General features: G+C 54.7%; 17 protein-coding genes. 5 read left to right on the top strand and 12 right to left on the bottom strand.

From position 1 onward, the window contains the following. From QT230_RS08790 to QT230_RS08775, 4 genes are all read right to left on the bottom strand, one after another. Positions 1–1815: a site-specific DNA-methyltransferase gene (locus QT230_RS08790; RefSeq protein WP_308321244.1), complete on the bottom strand. Its 1815-nt coding sequence runs from the start codon at positions 1813–1815 to the stop codon at positions 1–3. Further along, positions 1815–3590, bottom strand: a complete 1776-nt coding sequence (locus QT230_RS08785; protein ID WP_308321243.1) for an AAA family ATPase — start codon at positions 3588–3590, stop codon at positions 1815–1817. The genes QT230_RS08790 and QT230_RS08785 overlap by 1 nt, the downstream gene beginning before the upstream one ends. Positions 3591–3669: 79 nt before the next feature. Beyond that, complete coding sequence (locus tag QT230_RS08780; RefSeq protein ID WP_308321242.1) at positions 3670–3948, bottom strand: type II toxin-antitoxin system RelE/ParE family toxin; 279 nt, start codon at positions 3946–3948, stop codon at positions 3670–3672. After that, positions 3948–4232, bottom strand: coding sequence for a hypothetical protein (locus tag QT230_RS08775; RefSeq protein ID WP_308321241.1), 285 nt, complete (start codon positions 4230–4232; stop codon positions 3948–3950). Before QT230_RS08775 ends, QT230_RS08780 begins: the two co-directional genes overlap by 1 nt. Before the next feature lie 475 nt (positions 4233–4707). On the opposite strand from QT230_RS08775, the gene QT230_RS08770 reads away from it, so the two are divergent. The 3 genes from QT230_RS08770 (at position 4708) to QT230_RS08760 (ending at position 7871) form a co-directional block, all read left to right on the top strand. Next, complete coding sequence (locus tag QT230_RS08770) at positions 4708–4950, top strand: plasmid stabilization protein (RefSeq protein ID WP_308321240.1); 243 nt, start codon at positions 4708–4710, stop codon at positions 4948–4950. Then, a complete protein-coding gene (locus tag QT230_RS08765) occupies positions 4947–5369 on the top strand; it encodes a type II toxin-antitoxin system VapC family toxin (RefSeq protein ID WP_308321239.1) in 423 nt (140 codons plus the stop codon). The genes QT230_RS08770 and QT230_RS08765 overlap by 4 nt, the downstream gene beginning before the upstream one ends. A 501-nt stretch (positions 5370–5870) precedes the next feature. Beyond that, the gene (locus tag QT230_RS08760; RefSeq protein WP_308321404.1) at positions 5871–7871 is read left to right on the top strand and encodes a TonB-dependent siderophore receptor; all 2001 of its coding nucleotides are present in this window, start codon (positions 5871–5873) and stop codon (positions 7869–7871) included. A 72-nt stretch (positions 7872–7943) separates the two neighbouring features. Here QT230_RS08760 and QT230_RS08755 read toward each other — a convergent pair whose 3' ends face one another. Further along, entirely contained in the window at positions 7944–8795 is an 852-nt protein-coding gene (locus QT230_RS08755; protein ID WP_308321238.1) for an ABC transporter ATP-binding protein, read from the bottom strand. A gap of 205 nt (positions 8796–9000) precedes the next feature. Between QT230_RS08755 and QT230_RS08750 the strand changes: the two genes are divergently transcribed. Beyond that, on the top strand, positions 9001–11139 hold the full coding sequence (locus tag QT230_RS08750; RefSeq protein WP_308321237.1) for a TonB-dependent receptor: 2139 nt from the start codon (positions 9001–9003) through the stop codon (positions 11137–11139). Positions 11140–11224: 85 nt separating this feature from the next. Here QT230_RS08750 and QT230_RS08745 read toward each other — a convergent pair whose 3' ends face one another. The 6 genes from QT230_RS08745 to QT230_RS08720 form a co-directional block, all read right to left on the bottom strand. Beyond that, positions 11225–12262, bottom strand: coding sequence for an iron ABC transporter permease (locus QT230_RS08745; RefSeq protein WP_308321236.1), 1038 nt, complete (start codon positions 12260–12262; stop codon positions 11225–11227). Beyond that, positions 12259–13263 (bottom strand): iron ABC transporter permease, encoded by a 1005-nt coding sequence (locus QT230_RS08740; protein ID WP_308321235.1) that lies wholly within the window; start codon positions 13261–13263, stop codon positions 12259–12261. The genes QT230_RS08745 and QT230_RS08740 overlap by 4 nt, the downstream gene beginning before the upstream one ends. Continuing rightward, complete coding sequence (locus QT230_RS08735) at positions 13257–14210, bottom strand: iron-siderophore ABC transporter substrate-binding protein (RefSeq protein WP_308321234.1); 954 nt, start codon at positions 14208–14210, stop codon at positions 13257–13259. The genes QT230_RS08740 and QT230_RS08735 overlap by 7 nt, the downstream gene beginning before the upstream one ends. A gap of 72 nt (positions 14211–14282) precedes the next feature. Further along, positions 14283–14618: an AzlD domain-containing protein gene (locus QT230_RS08730; protein WP_308321233.1), complete on the bottom strand. Its 336-nt coding sequence runs from the start codon at positions 14616–14618 to the stop codon at positions 14283–14285. After that, positions 14615–15337, bottom strand: a complete 723-nt coding sequence (locus QT230_RS08725) for an AzlC family ABC transporter permease (protein ID WP_308321232.1) — start codon at positions 15335–15337, stop codon at positions 14615–14617. The genes QT230_RS08730 and QT230_RS08725 overlap by 4 nt, the downstream gene beginning before the upstream one ends. Beyond that, positions 15334–15864 carry an XRE family transcriptional regulator gene (locus tag QT230_RS08720; protein WP_308321231.1) on the bottom strand — a complete coding sequence of 177 codons (531 nt, stop codon included), beginning with the start codon at positions 15862–15864 and terminating at the stop codon, positions 15334–15336. Before QT230_RS08720 ends, QT230_RS08725 begins: the two co-directional genes overlap by 4 nt. 176 nt (positions 15865–16040) lie before the next feature. Here QT230_RS08720 and QT230_RS08715 point away from each other — a divergent pair, with 176 nt between their 5' ends. Then, positions 16041–17345, top strand: coding sequence for an MFS transporter (locus QT230_RS08715; protein WP_308321230.1), 1305 nt, complete (start codon positions 16041–16043; stop codon positions 17343–17345). Between the two features lie 123 nt (positions 17346–17468). Here the strand turns inward: QT230_RS08715 and sstT are convergent, their stop codons facing one another. Continuing rightward, positions 17469–18692: a serine/threonine transporter SstT gene (gene sstT, locus QT230_RS08710; RefSeq protein ID WP_308321229.1), complete on the bottom strand. Its 1224-nt coding sequence runs from the start codon at positions 18690–18692 to the stop codon at positions 17469–17471. Between the last annotated feature and the right edge of the window lie 211 nt (positions 18693–18903).

Below are 18903 nucleotides of genomic sequence, written 5' to 3'. Positions count from 1 at the left end.
TCAATCACCTAAAATCCGGTGGACGGCATAAGGCAATTGACAAAACTCGATGCGCCGGGCAGTCAATTCCTTCTGGCTCATAAATTTGGCTACTGCAAAGACAATGGTGCGCTTACCAGCCTTGTTGCCCTGCTCAATAGCAGCCACTCGTTCGGCGTTCAGTGCCGCCTCATTCGAGCGTAGCCATGCTTTGTCCGGCTGGTAGAAGAGGTGAACCCGGAACAGTTCAGTCTCGCCAATCAAACCATCGGGCTTGGGTTGTCTGATTTTCTCCAGTGACTGTCCGGTAGCGGTGTAGAACACATAGCGGGCCAACGACTCGAAGCCTGGCATGTCTTTGCCTGTCAGTAGGCTCTCGATATTAATGGGCTCGCCCAGAGTGCAATAGGTAAAGCTACCACCCAGACCAGGTGCGGTTTTCTCTATCTTGCGCTCGCCGCTAACGGTAAGCACCCCATCCTTGATCTGCTTTTTGATCTTATCGTATTCGTGCCCGTGCAGATTCTCGATGGAATCGACATGATCCATCACCTTCTTATGTTTTGCCTCATTACCGAAAGTACTCCAAGTAATACTTTCTCGATGCAACTCTTCACGCTGGGTACCGGTATAGGGGTAGCCATTGATAACCCGCCGAACACGCTCGGCGGTGAGGGTGTCAGCGTACTCTTCACATTCGACCAATATAAAGCGTCGGCTGCCACCATCTTTCTTGTTGAGAGATAGAATAGCCTCAGCCGTAGTTCCCGATCCCGCGAAACTATCCAGAACCAAAGAATCCTCCCGTGTAGCAATTCTAAGTATTCTTTCCAGTAGACGGACGGGCTTTGGTGTGGAAAAAGGGGTGTCGAGGCCAAAAGCCGTTAACTCTTTACTCGCTTCATCTGTATGCCCCGAACTGTCATGCGGCCACCATGTTGTAGGCACCACGGTGCCAGCATCCTTAAGATAACGCTTATATGATGGGGCGCCATCTTCATTCTTCCCAAAATAGGCTAGTCCCTGTTCGACAATTTCATTCCATTGTGACTCCTCTCTTGCCCAGCATCTTCCTTTTGGTGGGTATTTAACTGAACCTTTAGGAGTAGTGATCGGATAAGAAAGATTTTCTCGAATATTGGGAGCATCCCAAGGTATAGCCCTCCACGGCCCTGCAGGGTCATGATCGGGGTTGGAATATTGCTTTTCCTGCTTCTCATCACGTGGAATTTCATTTCGAATCTTTTTCCAAGTTTCAGGAGCTTTTGAAAAAACATAAATATAGTTATGAGAAGTAGATACAGATGCATCGTTTGATACTGAGTACCTAGCTTGCCATGTTATCGACGCCACAAAGGAGTCTTCACCGAAAACTTCATCAAGAATTAATTTGGCGCGCTGAGCCTCATTATCATCCAGTGTGATCCAAATACTTCCATCTTCCGCAAGAAGGTCTTTTAAAAGATTAAGTCGCGGCCACATCATGCACAACCACTTGTCATGCCGCTCTAGGTCTTCCTTGTCTACTGGATTAGCTGACTTCTTCAACCATTCTTTCATCAAAGGCGAGCGTACATTGTCGTTGTAACACCAGCCTTCGTTACCGGTGTTGTAAGGAGGGTCGATAAAGATACAGTCCACCTTGCCTGCATGGGTGGGCAACAGTGCCTTGAGCGCTTCTAGGTTATCCCCATGAATGATCAGGTTATCATCCAGCGAGGATTGTTTACCCTTTGCGGATAGCGACTTTTTCGGCAACACCTGTAACTCACGAAATGGAACTCCAAGATGGTGGGAATAGACAAACTGCTTACCCTTAAACTCAAGCGTGGGCATTAAAGACTCCTGATCCAATCGAAGCACGCTTTAAAAGCGGGCATCTGCTGTTCAATTTCTACGGCGCTCATGGTGCGCAACTGCTGTTCCTGTTCAATAATGGCATCTTCACCTTTGTCGTCTGAACCGGTTACCTGTTCAATACATCCTTGCGGCCAGGCCCAGATCCGAGAGGCTTTCAGCGCTTCGTGGCTGCTTTGAGCAATACCTTGTCCTTCCTCGTCCGATGCAAAACAGGCCCAAATATCTGCTGCGCTCCACTGATTGCATTTCTGCGGAAGTCCTCCGTTCAGAGTAAAGCCACTTTCTGCTTGCAGTCGGCTCAAGGCTGCCTTAGCAGCGGCTATGTCAGCCCCATCGCGCTCCAATAGCCCGCTCTTTCTTGCGTTGGTATAGGCAAAGTCCAGATCAGCTATGGCACAAGCACGAATATCCATGGCACTCAGCACCGACAAAGCTTTGGCAAAGCTGTTGCAACCACCGACGGAAACAAATGCAATGTGATCCAGGTCGGGTGAACGTTGGTAAAGCCTTTCGTATGCCAGGGGCAATAGCCTTCGATCCGTTTTTCCTTCGCAGAGTACCACTCGATCTGCGAAATAGATGTCTACCAGGTTACCCAGCTCAAACAGGGTTTGTGACTGGCTTTCAGCGTCTTCAAGGGCGTCCTGGACAGCTTGACTCATTGGCTTGCGAGCGGTGACGCCGTCATCTATCGTATTACCAACAATCACAGTATTGGGTGCATTTTCACGGCTTAACATAAGCGGTGAGTGGGTGGAAAACACTATCTGAAAACCTGCACTTGAAAGCGTCTTCAAGGCTTCGCGCAGCCGCCGTACACCTTGAGGATGCAAATACAGTTCTGGCTCATCAATCAGCAACAGGCGGCGGGAAAGCCGGTCATCTTCGGTACGACGCACATCCGCTAAATAGCGGATCAGTGCCATCTGTATAGCGCGCTGAGCACCGGTACCCATCTGATCAAAACGTCGCCTGTCACCGCTGACCGTATCGGTGACATGCAAATCACCCGCCTTGAAGAACTCTTTAATGTCTACCACTTGCAAATCTAGATCCAGCGCCAAGCCAGGAAAGAAATTCTCTAGTGCATTGGTGGCACTGGTGTCGAATTGCTGCAAGTGGTCTGAGCGCTGATCACCATTAGTGGTTAGTACATTGCGAATGGTGTCGAGCGCTGTCGTCAACTCACCATGAGCCTCCAAGAGGGGCTTCATGATTTCATCCAGAAGGCCCTTGATTGTCGTTCCGGTTTTGGCTTTGCCCAAATCTTCACCAATATCGTGCATGGCCAATACATGCAGTGGTTCAGGTAATAGGGAAGAGACTGCTTGCGGAAGCCCCGAAGGATAGGAGCGCCATAGCTCGGGAACCCCATCTTGAGGGCACTCATCCACTTGCCATACTTCCTGTGTATTGGACTTCGAGCTGGCTCCACTGGCCGTCACCCGAATCCAGAGTCTACCCTCCCGGCAGTAAGGCTCTATAGCTCTCCGATGGTTTGCACTGGGAATTAATGCCAAGACATCATCATCAATTCCATCCACACACGCAGCGACAATGACCGGCTGTTGTGATTCATTGAAGTCAGTTGCTTTCAAGGCGCTGGGCTTCAAAACCCAGCGAATGGCCTCTAGTATTGTGGATTTCCCGGCATTGTTCTGCCCGACTAGTGGGGTATAGCTATCCAGTGGCAGAGTGACATTTCGGCAAGCTCTAAAATTCTCAATATGAAGGCAGCTAACGCGATGCATTGGAGGTTTCCTATCGTTTTAAGTAATTGTTATAAATGCAGAAACCCATGATGCAATGGCTTTCTATTAAGGTTTAACTCTAAACTGGCGGCCACTGGCGAGCCGTATGCACCACATTCAAAATACGCACCTGTTTCCCCACAACTTCGTACACAAGCATATAGCTGGGATGGACGACCAGCTCTTGGGTGCCCGAAGCCCGGCCAGGGCGTCCGCTGTTAGGGAAATTTACCAGAATTGCGGCCTTCTCGGAAAACAGCTCATCTAGCGTCAAAGCCGCCAGAGGGTTTTCTGGCTCTATGTAATCGTAAATGACATCACGATCTTGTATTGCCTCTGGCGCCCAAACCAGCTCCATCACTTAGTTTCTGCCAGGCGGGCACGGGTAGCGGCACGTCGAGCTGCAAACCTAGCTTCAACATCGGCGGCAGGGATAAGGTTGCCTGCTTCCGCAGAGGTTCGTGACTGTTCTACCTTGGCGATCAACCAAGTGTCATAATCTTGTGCTTGCTGCTGCGCCACATAGTTGCGCATAAAGTCGCGCAGAAGCTGTGCTCCGGTGCGGTCGTGGGCCTTGGCTACACTGGCAAATTCTGTTTTAAGATCTTCATCGACCCGAAAGGTGAAAGTAGCATCGCTCATGACACATATCCTCATGTGTTACATAGTAGTTATATGGTAGCACATAAGATTTGCTATGCATCCGCTCCGAAAAGGTACACCAACGGTACACACAATAGCTTCGCATGCTATCCTTAAACTTCGCTAAATTACTGATTCTAAACAACTGTGCCTTTTTCTAAATTACGGCTACTTTCCTTTATTTGTCAGTAACTTATTGTTATAGTAGCCAACTCATAATCCCTTGGTCGTAGGTTCAAGTCCTACTGGGCCCACCATTTATCAATGACTTACCCTCGTTTTATCCCTTCCTAGCTGTACCTTTTCATTATAGTGGCAACAAAGTGTCAACCGAATATCTTCGGGCCGAACGTGATCGTTGCTTTTAAGTGGTCAGGTGCCAAGTGTGTGTATCTCGTGGTCATTTGAATGCATAGGCGTACTCGTTGGCCTTGTGCTATCATTGATAGCATTGCAATCAGATGGAGAGTCTGGCATGGCTTCGATCACGATCCGCAATTTGGACGACCAGTTGAAGGCTCAGCTTCGCATGGAAGCGGCTAGGCATGGCCATTCCATGGAAGAGGAGGTTCGCATTATTCTGCGTAGCGCCTTGAACCAGCCTCAAGCAAAGGGGCTAGGGAGTCGCATACGTGAGCGATTCGCAGACGTGGGGGGCATCGAGCTGGACGTGCTGCCTAGGTCAGATAAGCCTCGTGATCTGGGCTTCGGCGCATGATAGTTCTTGATACCAATGTGCTATCCGAGCTGATGCGGCCTGTCCCAGACGCACGGGTTGTCGACTGGCTGGACAGGCAGGATGCTATTTTCGTAACAATCTCCGCTATTACGGTTGCTGAAATTCTCTATGGTATCGAGCGCTTGCCCGACGGCAGTCGCAAGCGTGGTTTCGCGGCCAAGGCGGCGGCAATGTTCGAGGAAGATTTCTCTGGACGCATTCTATCGTTCGATAGCGGGGCTGCGATTCACTACGCAGAGCAGGTCGCTGTCAGCGAGAGTACAGGAAGGCAGGTCCACATGGCCGATGCCCAAATTGCGGCTATCTGCATCCAGCATGAAGCGGTGTTGGCGACACGCAATGTAAAGGATTTCGAGAAGCTAAGCGTCGAGACGATCAATCCGTGGGAAATGGACTGATATCGGTACAGTGACTGGTTGGGGTAGGTTACGCTCACCTTCGCTAAGCTACTGATAGTCAGATACTTTAACTTTTGCTAGGTTACGGTGGATTTCGTAGTGCTTTCAGTATCTTTTGATTTAAAAGCGAATTCATAACCCCTTGGTCGTAGGTTCAAGTCCTATTGGGCCCACCATTTAATTTCTGCCCTCCCAAGTAGTTTTCTTCAAAAAAACGCAGATTTGTCCTCTTTGGCGGTTCCTTTGGCATGCTTGACGTCGATAGCTTCTCGATGTCTCCTCCTATAGACAGCACCGAATCGAACACCTCGTTCCAACTTCTGGACTTGAGTTAATGGAGTTATTGTGATTCTGAATGAAAATTTGTATCATTCGTCTTATTATAACGATATCACTCCTCATACCCGTTGAGACTTACTCATGCTCCGTACTCCTATGCCTTTCCGTGTCGCGCCATTGGCTGTAGCGGTTCGCCATTCCTTGGTTCTCTCGCTGGGTGGCATGCTCGGCGTTGCTCCGCTCACTCTGTTTGCGCAAGAAGAATCCGTTAACAACGATACCATGGTGGTTACGGCCACTGCTCTCAAGGTCGATACCCCGCTGGTGGAAACGCCACGCCCGGTTTCAAGCGTTGACCGTGAAGAGCTGGAGACCCGCAACGTTCAGCAATTAGATGAAACCTTCCGCTACCGTGCGGGCGTGTTGTCAGGTCATTTTGGCAGTGATAACAACACCGATTGGTTCAAGGTGCGCGGTTTTGACCAGTCCACCTACCAGGATGGCCTGCGTATCTATCGCGAAGGGTTTTATCAGTGGTTGCCGGAGCCATTTGGCCTGGAGCGAGTAGATGTCTTCAAAGGCCCATCGTCAATTTTGTACGGTGAGGCGCCTCCTGGCGGTTTGATCAATGCGGTGAGCAAGCGCCCGACCGAAACACCTCAGGGCGAGGTAAACCTGCAACTCGGCAACCGCAACCATCGTCAAGTTGGGATTGATACCAGTGGCCCGGTGGGTGAGTCAGATGATGTACGCTACCGCTTAGTGGGTCTGTATAAAGAGCGCGACGGCGATTTAGACGGCACGGATAACGAGCGCTACTACTTTGCACCGAGCCTGGCGGTGGATTTCAGCGACGATACGACCGTCACGTTCCTGGCCAGCGTGCAGAAAGATGATGGCGTCCCGGTGAACTCGTTCAAGCTGCCCTATGGCACCGTGGAGAACACGCCCTTTGGTCGTGTCGACCCGCAAACCAATCTCAGCGAGCCGGGTTACGATAAAGATGAGCGCACCCAGTGGGCGTTAGGCTACGAACTGCGCCACAGTCTTAACGACACTTGGCGTTTCGAGCAGGACTTACGCTACAGCGAGCTGGATTTAGAGCTGCGCAGCACCTACGCCTTCTTTATGGCGGATGAGCGTCGAGCCGCACGCGGCCATGTCTACCGCGATGGCACCATTGATAGCTGGACGGTCGATAACCGTATGGTAGGTAACTGGTACACTGACCGCACCGAAAACACGCTACTGCTGGGGGTGGATTATCAAAACCTCGGCGTGAGTGGCCAAGAAGCGGATCCTTTCCCGTTCGGCGACCCCATTGATATCTTCAACCCCACTTATGGCAATTACACGCCGGTGGGCGCGGATGATTTGCTCACCCGTGAAATCGATAAAGAGCAAACGGGCCTGTATGCTCAGAATCAACTGCGCATTGATGACCGTTGGGTGCTGCTAGGCGGCGTGCGCTACGATCAGGCAGAGACCGAAAACAGTAACCTAACGGCGGGAACGACCCAGCGTTCAGATGACGATCAGGTATCTTGGTCGGGCGGCGCTATGTACTTGGGTGAAAACGGCGTTAATCCCTACATCAGTTACACCGAGTCCTTTGACCCACTGGGCCGTGTGGATAGCGACGGTGATCTTTATGACCCCCGTGAAGGGCGTCAGTGGGAAGCGGGCGTTAAGGTGGCCCCCTTTGGCTGGGATGGTTACGTGACGGCGGCGCTGTTTGATTTGGAAGAGAGCAACACGCTGGTGAATTCACCAACTGGCTTTCAGGTGCAGGAAGGCGAACGCACCTCTCAAGGTTTTGAGCTGGAAGGCGTTGGCTACATTACCGATGATCTAAAAGTCACTGCGGCCTATACCTACACCGATTCACGGCTGGAAGACGATGACCGTGCACCGTTAATCCCGCGTCACCAGGCCTCTACCTGGCTGGATTACGCCTTTACCGGCGGCGCGCTGAAGGGTGTGACGCTGGGCGGCGGCGTGCGGTATGTGGGCAGCACCGTTGATACCAGTGTCGCGGACAACACAGAAGTAGATAGCTACACCCTGTTCGACGCCATGGTGGGCTATGAGTTTGCCGACGGCTGGCAGGCCCAGGTCAACGTCAATAACCTAACGGATAAAGAGTACGTGGCCAGCTGTGAATACTGGTGCTACTACGGCGAATCCCGTAGTGTGATTGGTAGTGTCAAATATAGTTGGTAAGAAAATTAGCCTAAGCTAAGCCCGGTAACTTGCCGGGCTTTTTATTGCTTGCAGCAAATTACAGGCCATTGCTTACATCACACAACGCTGCTGAACTAGCGTTCCTGATTCAGCGGCGGCTTGATGCCGTTTACGCGGTACACAAATCGGGCTGCCGCTTTCGGGGTCGTGGATGACATGGGCATCCAGATCGAACACGCGCTTAAGGTTGGTCTCGGTAAATACTTCGCTCGGCGCGCCGCTGGTGACGATGCGGCCATCGCACATCATCACTAACTGATCAGCGTAGGCGGCGGCCAGGTTCAGGTCGTGGAGCACCAGCAGTAGGGTGTGGCCTTTTTCATGGGCCAGGCGCGAAAGTAGCTCCAGTAAATCAACCTGTACTTTTAGATCCAAAAAAGTCGTGGGCTCATCAAGCAGAATTAGGTCGGTTTGCTGGGCCAGTACCATGGCAATCCAGCAGCGCTGGCGCTGGCCGCCGGAAAGCGCATCCACGTTGCGCTCGGCAAACTCCGTCACGTGGGTATACGCCATGGCTTCACGAATGGCCTCGGCGTCCTGCTGAGCATTTTTCTGCCATAGCCCCTGGTGTGGAAACCGCCCCATCCCTACCAACTGCTTTACGCTTAACCCCTCGGGCGCTATTGGGCCTTGGGGCAGGATTCCCAGGCGTTTGGCGACCTCCCGCGTCTTGCTGCGATGAATATCCTTGCCATCCAAATACACATGCCCGTCGCTAGGCGTGAGCGTGCGGGCAAGGGTTTTCAGCAGCGTCGACTTGCCACTGCCGTTGGGGCCCAACAGCACCGTGACTTTACCTTCTGAAATGGCGATATCCACACCATCCAGCACGCGTCGAGTGTCGTAGCCTGCCTGCAAGGCTTCGCCGGTCAAACGAGGAGACTGGTGAGAAGGGCGTGTCATGGTTGGGCTCATTGAGGTTGTTAACGCAGGCAGAACCGTAAGCCAAAATATTCTCATTTTCAATACTTGCCACTGGCTGTTGCTTGCTGTTCCGACCGGTTTGTTCCCGTGGAGTGGACCTGTATATCTTTTTGTGCATAATACAATCATTATCATTTAGATATGTATTACGTTTTCTGGGAATCGTTCACTCAAAAGGTAAAAAATGCGCATTAAGACTCGTCCAGTATTGTGGCCCACAGTGACGCTCGCCGGTTTGGTGGCGATCAGTCAGGCTCACGCGCAGGAGTCAACAACTGCTGAGTCACAAGGCGGCACCAGTGATGCCGACTCGACCATGGTGGTAACTGCCACCCGTAGCCACAGCGAAGCGGGACAAACGCCGCAGCGGGTAACGATCATCACCCGCGAGCAGATCGAGCAGCAGCTAGCGATTACCGACGACCCGGGGCAGGTGCTCAGCAATCTGATTCCCTCCTATTCACCCAGCCGCCAAAAGCTCTCTAACGCGGGCGAAACATTCCGTGGCCGCGACGCGCTATTTTTGATTGACGGTGTGCCTCAGTCCAACCCGCTGCGCGACAGCTCACGGGATAGCTATACCATTGACCTTTCCATGGTTGAGCGCATTGAAGTGATCCACGGTGCCAGCGCCGAGCATGGTTTAGGTGCGACCGGTGGGTTGATCAACCTGGTGACCCGGCGTGCCGAAGGTGGCGGTATTAGCCAGCACGCGGGCATTAGCCTGACCACGGACGATGATTTCCAATCCGGTGGACTGGGCAACAAGCTGGACTACCGTATTAGCGGGCAGCAAGGCGACTGGGATTTCGTTGCCGCAGCCACTCGTCAGGAGCGCGGCGTCTTTTATGACGGCAACGACGAGGTGGTGGGTATTGCCTACCCAGGCGAGCTGCAGAACTCGGAAAGCTACGACCTGTTCGGCAAGCTGGGTTACTGGATTGATGACAACCAGAATGTTGAGTTCTCGCTTAATCATTTTGATTTGGAAGAGGGCAACGACTACGTGCCGGTAGCGGGAGATCGTGCAGCAGGGGTGCCGACCACGGCGCGCAAAGGCAGCCGTGACGGCGAGCCTGGGTTCAACGAAGTGACCTCGGCACGGCTTTCCTACTCCCACGCTGATTGGTTTGGCAATGAGTTGGATGCCCAAGTGTATCGCCAGCGCTTTCGCGCGCGCTTCGCGACTACGCCGTTTTTCCCTTACCTGGATAGTGCGGGCGATACCCAATTCGACCAGACGCGCAATGAGTCTGACAAAACGGGCGCTAAATTCACCTTGAACCGTAACGGTATGCTGGACGACCGCTTGGGTGTGACGGTGGGTTTGGATGTACTGGAAGACGAGACAAGCCAAATGCTCGTGCATACCGGGCGTACCTATGTGCCGGAAAGTCGCTTCCGGAATTTGGCGCCGTTCCTGCAAGGCCAGTTTAAGCTAGCGGATCCGCTGACGCTGCACGCGGGGGTGCGTCACGAGCACGCTGAGCTTGAGGTGGATAGCTTCCAAACGATTGATCGTAGCAATGTCACTCAAGACAACGTCAGCGTGGACGGCGGCAAGCCCAGCTTCGATGAGACGCTGTATAACGTCGGCTTAACCTATCAAGCCACCGACTGGGCCCAGCTGTATGCCAACTACTCGGAAGGCTTTGGTATGCCCGATGTGGGCCGCGTGCTGCGTGGTATTGGCGCGGCGGGCCAGGATGTGGATAGCTTACTGCAGCTTCAGCCGATTGTGACCGAAAACCATGAGATCGGCGCGCGCTTTGACTGGGATGGCTATGGGTTAGAGATCAGCTATTACGAGTCGAACTCGGATTACGGCCAACGGCTGACCGAACAGAATGGCACCTGGGTAGGCAGCCGAGAGAAAACCGAGATCCAGGGCGTTGAGATTACTGGTGACATGCAGGTGGCGGACAAGCATGATCTGTCGCTCTCTTACGCTCATACCGAGGGCAAGTCGGATCAGGATGGCGACGGTCGCGTGGATACCAAACTCACCGGTATCAATATCGCCCCGGATACACTCAAACTGGGCTGGAGCGCTACCTGGAACGAGCGTGTTTCCACGCGCTTACAGGGTAGCTACTACTTCGATCGCAGCGTCGATAATCCTGAACTTGATTTTGACGGCTACGGCTTAGTGGATGCTTCGTTAGCTTATCGCCTGCCCACCGGCAGGGTGTCGGTGGGTATCGAAAACCTAACCGATAAGGATTACATCACTTACTACTCCCAAGCCGCACGAATCAGCGACGAGTACTACTTCACTGGGCGTGGCCGCACTTTCACGCTGGGATACCAGCTGGATTTCTAAGCAGCCGTTTTCTGTTTTTTTATTTTCTATGCTCGATACTGTTTGGCGGCGCCCCGAGGGTGCCGCTTTTTTTCGTCAACAGGTTTTAAAAGCGAGCTCGCGATCTATGCAACAAATAGACAAAAAAGGGCGTGCCTATCCCGGCAACGAAAATGCCCGCAGGCAGGTCTTTGGGTAAAAAGACCACTCGGCCCAGCAGGTCGGCGTAAAGCACAATCAAGGCGCCGACCAGCGCTGACGCGGGCACTAGGCGTGCCATGTTGCGCCCCACCACCCTGGCTGCTAGATGGGGGGCAATTAACCCCACAAAGCTTAAGCCCCCCGCAAACGCCACGGCGGCACCGGCCAGCGCCACGCTGCAGGCTAGCAAGACTAATCGACTGCGTAGAATCGCCACCCCCAGCCCTTCGGCAACGGCGTCGCCCAGTGCCATGGCGTCTGCATGACGGGTGAAGGCTAGGCTGATCGGCACAGCGACGACTATCCACGGTAATAGACCCCGAACATCGTCCCACTGTGCAGCGTAAAGACTGCCGGTGAGCCATACATAGGCGGTCATGGCGGCGGAGTCATCGCTGATCACGATTAACAGCGTAGTCCCTGCACCCATGGCCGCTGCAAGGCCAATGCCCACCAGTACCATCCGCGATGGGCTGATGCCGCCTTTCCAGGCGAGGCTGACCACCAGCAATGCTGAAACCAGTGCCCCTAGCATGGCCGCCACGGGCAGCCAGTGAATGCTCAAGGTGGTGCTCAATAGCGCTAAAAACAGCACCGCCGCCAGCGCTGCGCCGCTGGTAATGCCGATCACATCTGGTGAGGCCAGCGGGTTGCGTACAATGCTTTGTAGAATTGCCCCCGCTATCGCCAGGGCGGCGCCGACCAGTATGGCCAGTAGAATTCTGGGCAGCCTTAACTCCCAAATGATAAAAGCGATATCACTACTTTGTGGCGCGGCGAGAGCGTGTATCACCTGAGTGAATGAGGTGGGGAAGCTGCCTAAACAGAGCGACAGCCCGGCGCTTGCTAACAATAAAAGGCTTAGCATGAGCAGGCTGCGCAGTAAGCGGTTACTGTCGTTCTGCGCCTCTTTATCGAGGGTTAACATTGCTGCTTGTCTCATTGGCCTGCCATCTTGCGTCGCGCCAGATAAATAAAGAAGGGCGTGCCGATCAGCGCCGTCATTACGCCGACCGGTATCTCCTGGGGAGGCATTAAAAAGCGCGAGCCCAGGTCAGCCAGCAGCAGTAAACAGGCCCCTAGCAGGGCGCAGGCAGGCAGCAGCCAGCGGTGATCAATGCCAAACAGCCCCCGCGCCATATGGGGCACAATCAGCCCCACGAACCCGATCATGCCCGCCAGCGCTACGGAACTACCTGCCAGCACAATCACAATCAACCCGAGCAGCAGCTTGATAGTGGTGGCCTGCATACCCAGCCCGGTGACCATATCATCGCCCAGTAGCAGCGCATTAGCGTGGCGGACGAGCAGTGCGCTAAGTAAAAGCGCCCCGCCGAAGAGTGGTAGCAAGGGCGCTACCAATGAAAGATCGCGCCCTGACACCGAACCCGCCAGCCAGTAGAGCACGCTTTCAAAGCTTTGTTGATCAATCACCAGCAGCCCTTGGCTGAACGACACAAACATCGCCGTTACCGCCACACCAGCCAGCACAACCCGCAGTGGGGAGAGCTCACCGTGGCGACCGCGGCTAAGCACCACCACCAGTACGGCAGCGACAAGTGCCCCTAATAGCGCGGCCCATACGTAGTGGGCGGGGGTATGCAGTGGCAAAAGTGACACCGCGACCACGACAAAAAACATCGCGCCAGCGTTAATGCCCAAAATACCCGGCGACGCTAGGGGGTTACGCGTCATGGTCTGCATCAGTGCCCCGGCAATCGCCAGGCTGGCGCCCACCAGAGCGGCAACCACCGCGCGCGGTAAGCGCTCGGTTAGCAGAATAATATGGGCGATATTGGACGGGTCATAATCGGCGAGCGAGCCGAACAGGGAGGAGAGGGCGATCTCCGTGGTGCCTAGCATCACGCTGGCGAAAAAGGCGCCCAGCGCCACCAGCGCCCCCAACAGTAGGCCGATGCTTTTCGCGGCAGCGCTGTTTAGCATGAAGGTTCCTCGCCGCGGTTTGACAAGGGGGCATGGCAAGCTAATTCATAGTGGCTATATAGATCATCCAGCATGGCGTTGGCCGCTAATATGCCGCCGCCCATCATCCAACTCACCGGATCAACCTCAAAAACACGCCCGCTTTGAACGGCTGACAGCTGTTGCCACAGAGGGTGGGAGGCCCAGTGCCGGTAATTATCCGCAATGGCGGGGTCATCCGGTTCAAGCAGAATAAACAGGGCGTCGGCATCCAGCACCGGAATATTTTCTGTACTGGAAAGCTTCATTCCCCAGCTTTGGCTCTGCAGGGTATCTGGTTGCGCAAAGCCCAGCTCATCGAGAATCGAGCCCGCAAAGCCACTGGTATAGATACGTACGTGATCGCTTTTAAAGCGCACCACGGCGACTTTTTGCGGCCACGCATCGCCCAATTTGACGGCGATCTGCTGGCGAAAATCGGCCGCCCGTTCGTCCCAGCGCTGGAGTAGCTCCCCGGCCTCGGCTTCTTGGTGAGTGGCATTCGCCACCATCGTGAGGGTGGTCTTGAAGTTAAATACCGTAGGCGCTGATATCGTGGGAGCAATAGCACTTAATAGTGGCGCTATGCGCGCGTGGCGAAAATCGCTGGCAATCACCAGGTCAGGCTTCAGCCAGGCAATCTTTTCCAGGTTGGGTTGAGTTTCCAGCCCCACATGCTCGACGCCATCAAGCGGATCATGCAGGTAGCGGTACATGGGTTTTTCCAACCAGGCGTCGACCACGCCAATCGGCGTCAGCCCAAGTGCCACGGCGCTGTCGGTGGCGCCCTGGTAAAGCGTCACAATGCGCGGCGAGTCAGGGGGGCTGTGTAGCGGGTTGGCGGTCAACATAGCGGGGGATAGCGCCGCCAGCGTTATCAGCAACACACGCATTAAAACCTTCTTGCCATGGGTGTGTGCTTTTAACATTAAGGTCACTTTACGACTGCCCTGGAGTGAAAAATCAGGATGATGGCATGGCGTAAAAGCTAATGCAAAGCATTACCAAATGAGGGCCGCGACCTCCACCAACCCAAACACCCCAACTCCAGCAGCGACCGGCCAGCCCAATGAGCGTACCCGCGACCACACCAGTAGCGTGACAGAAAGCCCGATGGCGGTGGCGGTCCAGGAAACAGCGCTGGGATTAACCGGCACAATCGAGACCCCCAGCACGGCGGCAATCATCAGCGGGCCCAGAATACCCAGCCACTGGGGCATGTTATTAAGGCCAGTAGTGCTATTGAGTCGGCGCTGCATCCATAAAAATGGCACTACCCGCATCAGCAGCGTGCCAAGGGCCGAAACCGCTACCGCTAGCCAAAGTGCGCTGCTCATTGCTCACACCTCTTGTTTTGGAATTTCAGCATATAGAAGCACAGTGCACCGCAAGCAGCCGCGAGAGGAATCGCCACATTGCTCCAACCGACCAGCGTTAAACCGAGTGCCGCCAGAATGGTGCAGCCCATGGCCACGGCCCAGCGCTTATCGGTAAAGCGTGGTGCCACCATGGTTAGAAACAGCGCGGGCAGGGCGAAGGGCATAATCTCACCCAACAGCGGCCAGCGGGCGGTAAACGCCTCCCCAGCGGTGGCGCCCACCGCAGTACCGATGATCCAGGCGCCCCAGGCCAGCAGCGATGCACCCACAAACCAGCTAAAGCGCTTAGCCTCGGGCAGTTGGGGTAGCCGGGTTAAGGCCAGGGCAAATACCTGGTCAGTGAGGCCATGCATCAGCCAGGGCCAGTGGCGGCTGCGCGGCAGTAGCGCCGCCAGGTTAGGGCCGTACACCACATGGCGGACGTTAATCAGCAGCGTCATCACCACCACCAACCACAGCGGTGCGCCGGTGGCGATCATCCCGACAAACAGAAACTGCGAGGCCCCGGCGTAGATCAGCGCTGAAATAGCCGTGGCCTCCAGGGTGCTAAAGCCTGCCTGGGTGGCGACCAAGCCAAACGACAGCGCCACCGGGATGTAGCCGCCGAGCAGCGGAATGGATTCGCGCACGCCCTGCAGTGCGCTACGCAGTGGAGAGTGGCTGGCAGCTTGGTTCATGGGGTTTGGCCTTCTGCGCCATAGGTGATGGTCATCATCAACGTGGCCTCCGCTGCTTGGGTACGATAAAGGTGTGGCTGGTCGGCGGGGAAGGTTACGGTATCGCCTGGAGTGAGCTGTGTGGTGGCGCCCTCTGGCCCCGCTTCCAGCCAGCCGCTAATCAGCGTAAGCGATTCGCGGGTGCCCGGTGTATGGGCTTCAGCATGACGCAACGTATGCGGCGCGCAGCGCATCCAGTAGGCATCCACCTGGGGTGAGTCTTTGCCTTGGTCAATCAAACGCACCTGCACGCCATCTTCACCTAGCGGCACGCTAATCGGCGCTACCAGGGTGCCGAAGGGCACATTGAGCTGCACCGCAAGCCGCCAAATGGTATCGATGGTGGGATTACCGTTGCCTTGCTCCAAGCGGCACAGGTTGGACTTGGCGATGCCCGCCTCATTGGCTAATTGCGAAAGCGACCAGCCCCGCTCAAGGCGCAGTGCTTGAAGGTGTTGGCCCAGCGTGTTGAGTGAGAGTTTATCCATAAGGCTGCCCGCTATCCCGTTGAGCTGTTCTTTATATAGAACACTTTATATAAAGAACGTTCTATATAAAGAACGATAGCTTGTCAACGATCTCAGCGGCCAACACCTTCGTAGCGAAGACTTTCAGTGGCATCTTTTATGCATGACCTATAGCGAGTCTGCTACGAGGAAGCGCAATGTATTCATTGGCCATGCTCAATCCGGTTAAATCGATCCTACGCAGTGTGGCGCTTCTGTTGCTAGGCAACGGCTTGCTCAACACGCTGCTTACCTTGAGAGGTACGGCGGAAGGTTTTTCAAGCGCAGTGTTGGGGATCATTATGTCCGGCTATTTTGTCGGCTTCATCTGCGGCACCTGGGTGAGCGGGCGCTTAATTCGGCGTATGGGGCACATCCGTACCTTTGGCTTCTGCGCGTCTATTTGTTCATCGGTGGCGCTGCTGCATCTAGTGTTTATCGACCCGTGGGTATGGCTGCCGTTGCGGGTGGTTTACGGGCTTGCGTTTATTACCTTGATTACTGTGATTGAGAGCTGGCTGAACAGCCAGGCGGCAGGACACGAGCGGGGGCGGATTTTCGCTGTTTATATGGTAGTCAACCTGGGCGCGTTAGCACTGGCTCAACAGCTGCTAAGGCTCTCTTCGCCAGAGGGTTTTTTGCTGTTTGTGGTGATCTCTATTTTGATCAGTTGGGCGCTGTTACCCATTACTTTGACCCGTCGCGTTCAGCCCAAAATTTCCGACCGACCCAAAAGCAGCCTACGCGCACTGCTGGGCTTTGCGCCGCTAGCGGTAGCTTCCGCCGCATTATCCGGGCTTGCCATGGGGGCGTTCTGGTCGATGACGCCGATATACGCCACGCAGTTAGGGTTTGATATTGGCGGTGTTGGCTTGGTAATGAGCGTGGCGATTATCGGCGGGGCGCTGTTGCAGATTCCCATCGGGCGTTTCTCCGATAAACACGACCGGCCTAAAGTCATGATCTGGGTGGTGCTGTTTGCGGCGATAATTGCCGCGGCTATGCCCTTTGCGCCCAGCCACGAGGTGCTGCTGGGGCTCTATTTTATCTGGGGCGGTTTGGCGTTTTCGCTCTATCCGCTGGCGGTAGCGCAGTTGATCGATCAACTTCACCCAGATGAAATTGTCTCCGGCTCGGCGGATATGCTGGTTATGCACGGTGCGGGCTGTGCCGTGGCGCCGATCGCGGCGGGGTCGCTGATGAGCTTAGTGGGTGGCCATGGCCTGCCGCTCTATATCGCCTGCGTGTTTACCCTGTTGGGTATTTACGCCCTCTACCGCCGCCGCCGCGTCAGGGCATTGGTCACTCATACCGCACACTTTGAGCCGATGGTACAAAGTAGTGCAGAGGTGTTGGAAATGATCTTCGATGATGCCCAGCGAGACCTATTCGATGACCCGAGTTTTTATGAAGAGGATGAACGGGAGCGTTTAGCGAGGCTTGTTACATCATCCAATAGTTAATGCGCGAGCGCCCAGGGGAAGGGCTAATATAGGGGATTGGCCGTTATAACAGGGGAGTGGCTGTTATAAGAAGCCACTCCCCAAGGTGAATGGTTAAAAGCTGAATGGTTAAAAGCTGAACGGTTAAGCGCGTTTGCCTCCTTGCGCTTGGCAAGCTGCCGCGGTGAACAGCACATCGGTAGAGGAGTTAAGCGCAGTTTCGGTGGAGTCCTGCACCACGCTGATCACAAAGCCAATCGCCACCGCCTGCATAGCCACTTCCGTGGGAATACCGAACAGGTTAGCGGCCATAGGAATCAGCATTAGCGAGCCGCCCGCCACGCCGGAAACACCGCAGGCCGCCAGCGCTGAGACCACGCACAAAAGCAGCGCCGTGGGGAAATCAACGCTAATACCCAGGGTATGCGTGGTAGCCAGGGTAATGACTGTAATGGTGATGGCCGCACCGCACATATTGATCGTCGCGCCCAGCGGAATGGAAATCGAGTAGGTGTCAGGGTCGAGCTTTAGGCGGCGACAAAGCTCCAGGTTGACCGGAATGTTCGCTGCCGAGCTGCGGGTGAAAAAGGCGGTAATCGCGCTGCCCCGCAGGCAGGTAAATACCAGCGGGTAAGGGTTTTGCCGAGTAGTTAAGTAGACTAGCAGTGGATTACTCACGAGCGCCACAAACAGCATGCAGCCCACAATCACCCCCAGTAGTTGGGCGTAGTTAAGCAGCGCGGCAACGCCCGATTCTGCCAGCGTGCCGGCCACCAAACCTAAGATACCCAGCGGCGCTAAACGAATCACCAGCGTCACAATGCGGGTGACCGCCGCAGATAAGTCATTTAGCGCTTGGCGAGTGGTGTCGCTGGCTTGGCGCAGCGCCAAACCCAGGCCGATGGCCCAGGCCAAAATGGCGATAAAATTCGCTTCCATCAGCGCGCTAACCGGATTGGCCACCGCGTTCAACAGCAGATCGCGCATAACGCTAAAAATATCCCCGGGCGGGTTGCCGTCCACCTGGCCTGCATTCAATGAGAGTTCGGTGGGAAACAGAAAGCTGGCCGCCACGGCAATTAACGCCGCGATTAACGTGCCCACCACGTACAGCACCAGCACGGGGCGAATGTGGGTTGGCTGGCCTTTTTTATGGGCAGAAATCGCTGCCGCTACCAGCACAAATACCAAGATGGGGGCTACCGCCTGCAAAGCGGCGATAAACAGTTGGCCAAGCAAGGCCACATCGCTGGCAATGCCGGGCGTAAACAGGGCGAGCACTACCCCGGCAACGATACCGATTAAAATCTGCGGGATAAGGCCCAGCCGTAAAAGTGGCCGGAAAACTGCATGGGCGATGGCGATCATTGCGCAACTCTCAGGTAGTAGAAAGAGGGGAGGCGTTAGGGCGATAGGCCGCTAACGCGCCTGAAAGGGGCGGTATTCTATCAGCTGATGCTCATCTCCGTTGATATTCGCTTGGTCGATGCGGTGGCTATTTTGAGGGGGAGCGATGACATACTCATCTGCTAACAATTAAAACTAAAGTTGTTAGACTTTAGTGGCGATTTTGAGTAAA

This window comes from Halomonas sp. SpR8, assembly GCF_031010195.1.
In the GTDB taxonomy this organism is placed as follows: domain Bacteria; phylum Pseudomonadota; class Gammaproteobacteria; order Pseudomonadales; family Halomonadaceae; genus Vreelandella.
Note: the sequence above shows the minus strand (reverse complement) of the source record. Positions and strands in the feature narration are given on the sequence as shown.

Excerpts from the sequence above, each read along its gene's own strand:
- QT230_RS08790 (WP_308321244.1), bottom strand. The coding sequence starts at position 1,815 with ATGCCCACGCTTGAGTTTAAGGGTAAGCAGTTTGTCTATTCCCACCAT.
- QT230_RS08785 (WP_308321243.1), bottom strand. The coding sequence starts at position 3,590 with ATGCATCGCGTTAGCTGCCTTCATATTGAGAATTTTAGAGCTTGCCGA.
- QT230_RS08780 (WP_308321242.1), bottom strand. The coding sequence starts at position 3,948 with ATGGAGCTGGTTTGGGCGCCAGAGGCAATACAAGATCGTGATGTCATT.
- QT230_RS08775 (WP_308321241.1), bottom strand. The coding sequence starts at position 4,232 with ATGAGCGATGCTACTTTCACCTTTCGGGTCGATGAAGATCTTAAAACA.
- QT230_RS08770 (WP_308321240.1), top strand. The coding sequence starts at position 4,708 with ATGGCTTCGATCACGATCCGCAATTTGGACGACCAGTTGAAGGCTCAG.
- QT230_RS08765 (WP_308321239.1), top strand. The coding sequence starts at position 4,947 with ATGATAGTTCTTGATACCAATGTGCTATCCGAGCTGATGCGGCCTGTC.
- QT230_RS08760 (WP_308321404.1), top strand. The coding sequence starts at position 5,871 with ATGCTCGGCGTTGCTCCGCTCACTCTGTTTGCGCAAGAAGAATCCGTT.
- QT230_RS08755 (WP_308321238.1), bottom strand. The coding sequence starts at position 8,795 with ATGACACGCCCTTCTCACCAGTCTCCTCGTTTGACCGGCGAAGCCTTG.
- QT230_RS08750 (WP_308321237.1), top strand. The coding sequence starts at position 9,001 with ATGCGCATTAAGACTCGTCCAGTATTGTGGCCCACAGTGACGCTCGCC.
- QT230_RS08745 (WP_308321236.1), bottom strand. The coding sequence starts at position 12,262 with ATGAGACAAGCAGCAATGTTAACCCTCGATAAAGAGGCGCAGAACGAC.
- QT230_RS08740 (WP_308321235.1), bottom strand. The coding sequence starts at position 13,263 with ATGCTAAACAGCGCTGCCGCGAAAAGCATCGGCCTACTGTTGGGGGCG.
- QT230_RS08735 (WP_308321234.1), bottom strand. The coding sequence starts at position 14,210 with ATGTTAAAAGCACACACCCATGGCAAGAAGGTTTTAATGCGTGTGTTG.
- QT230_RS08730 (WP_308321233.1), bottom strand. The coding sequence starts at position 14,618 with ATGAGCAGCGCACTTTGGCTAGCGGTAGCGGTTTCGGCCCTTGGCACG.
- QT230_RS08725 (WP_308321232.1), bottom strand. The coding sequence starts at position 15,337 with ATGAACCAAGCTGCCAGCCACTCTCCACTGCGTAGCGCACTGCAGGGC.
- QT230_RS08720 (WP_308321231.1), bottom strand. The coding sequence starts at position 15,864 with ATGGATAAACTCTCACTCAACACGCTGGGCCAACACCTTCAAGCACTG.
- QT230_RS08715 (WP_308321230.1), top strand. The coding sequence starts at position 16,041 with ATGTATTCATTGGCCATGCTCAATCCGGTTAAATCGATCCTACGCAGT.
- sstT (WP_308321229.1), bottom strand. The coding sequence starts at position 18,692 with ATGATCGCCATCGCCCATGCAGTTTTCCGGCCACTTTTACGGCTGGGC.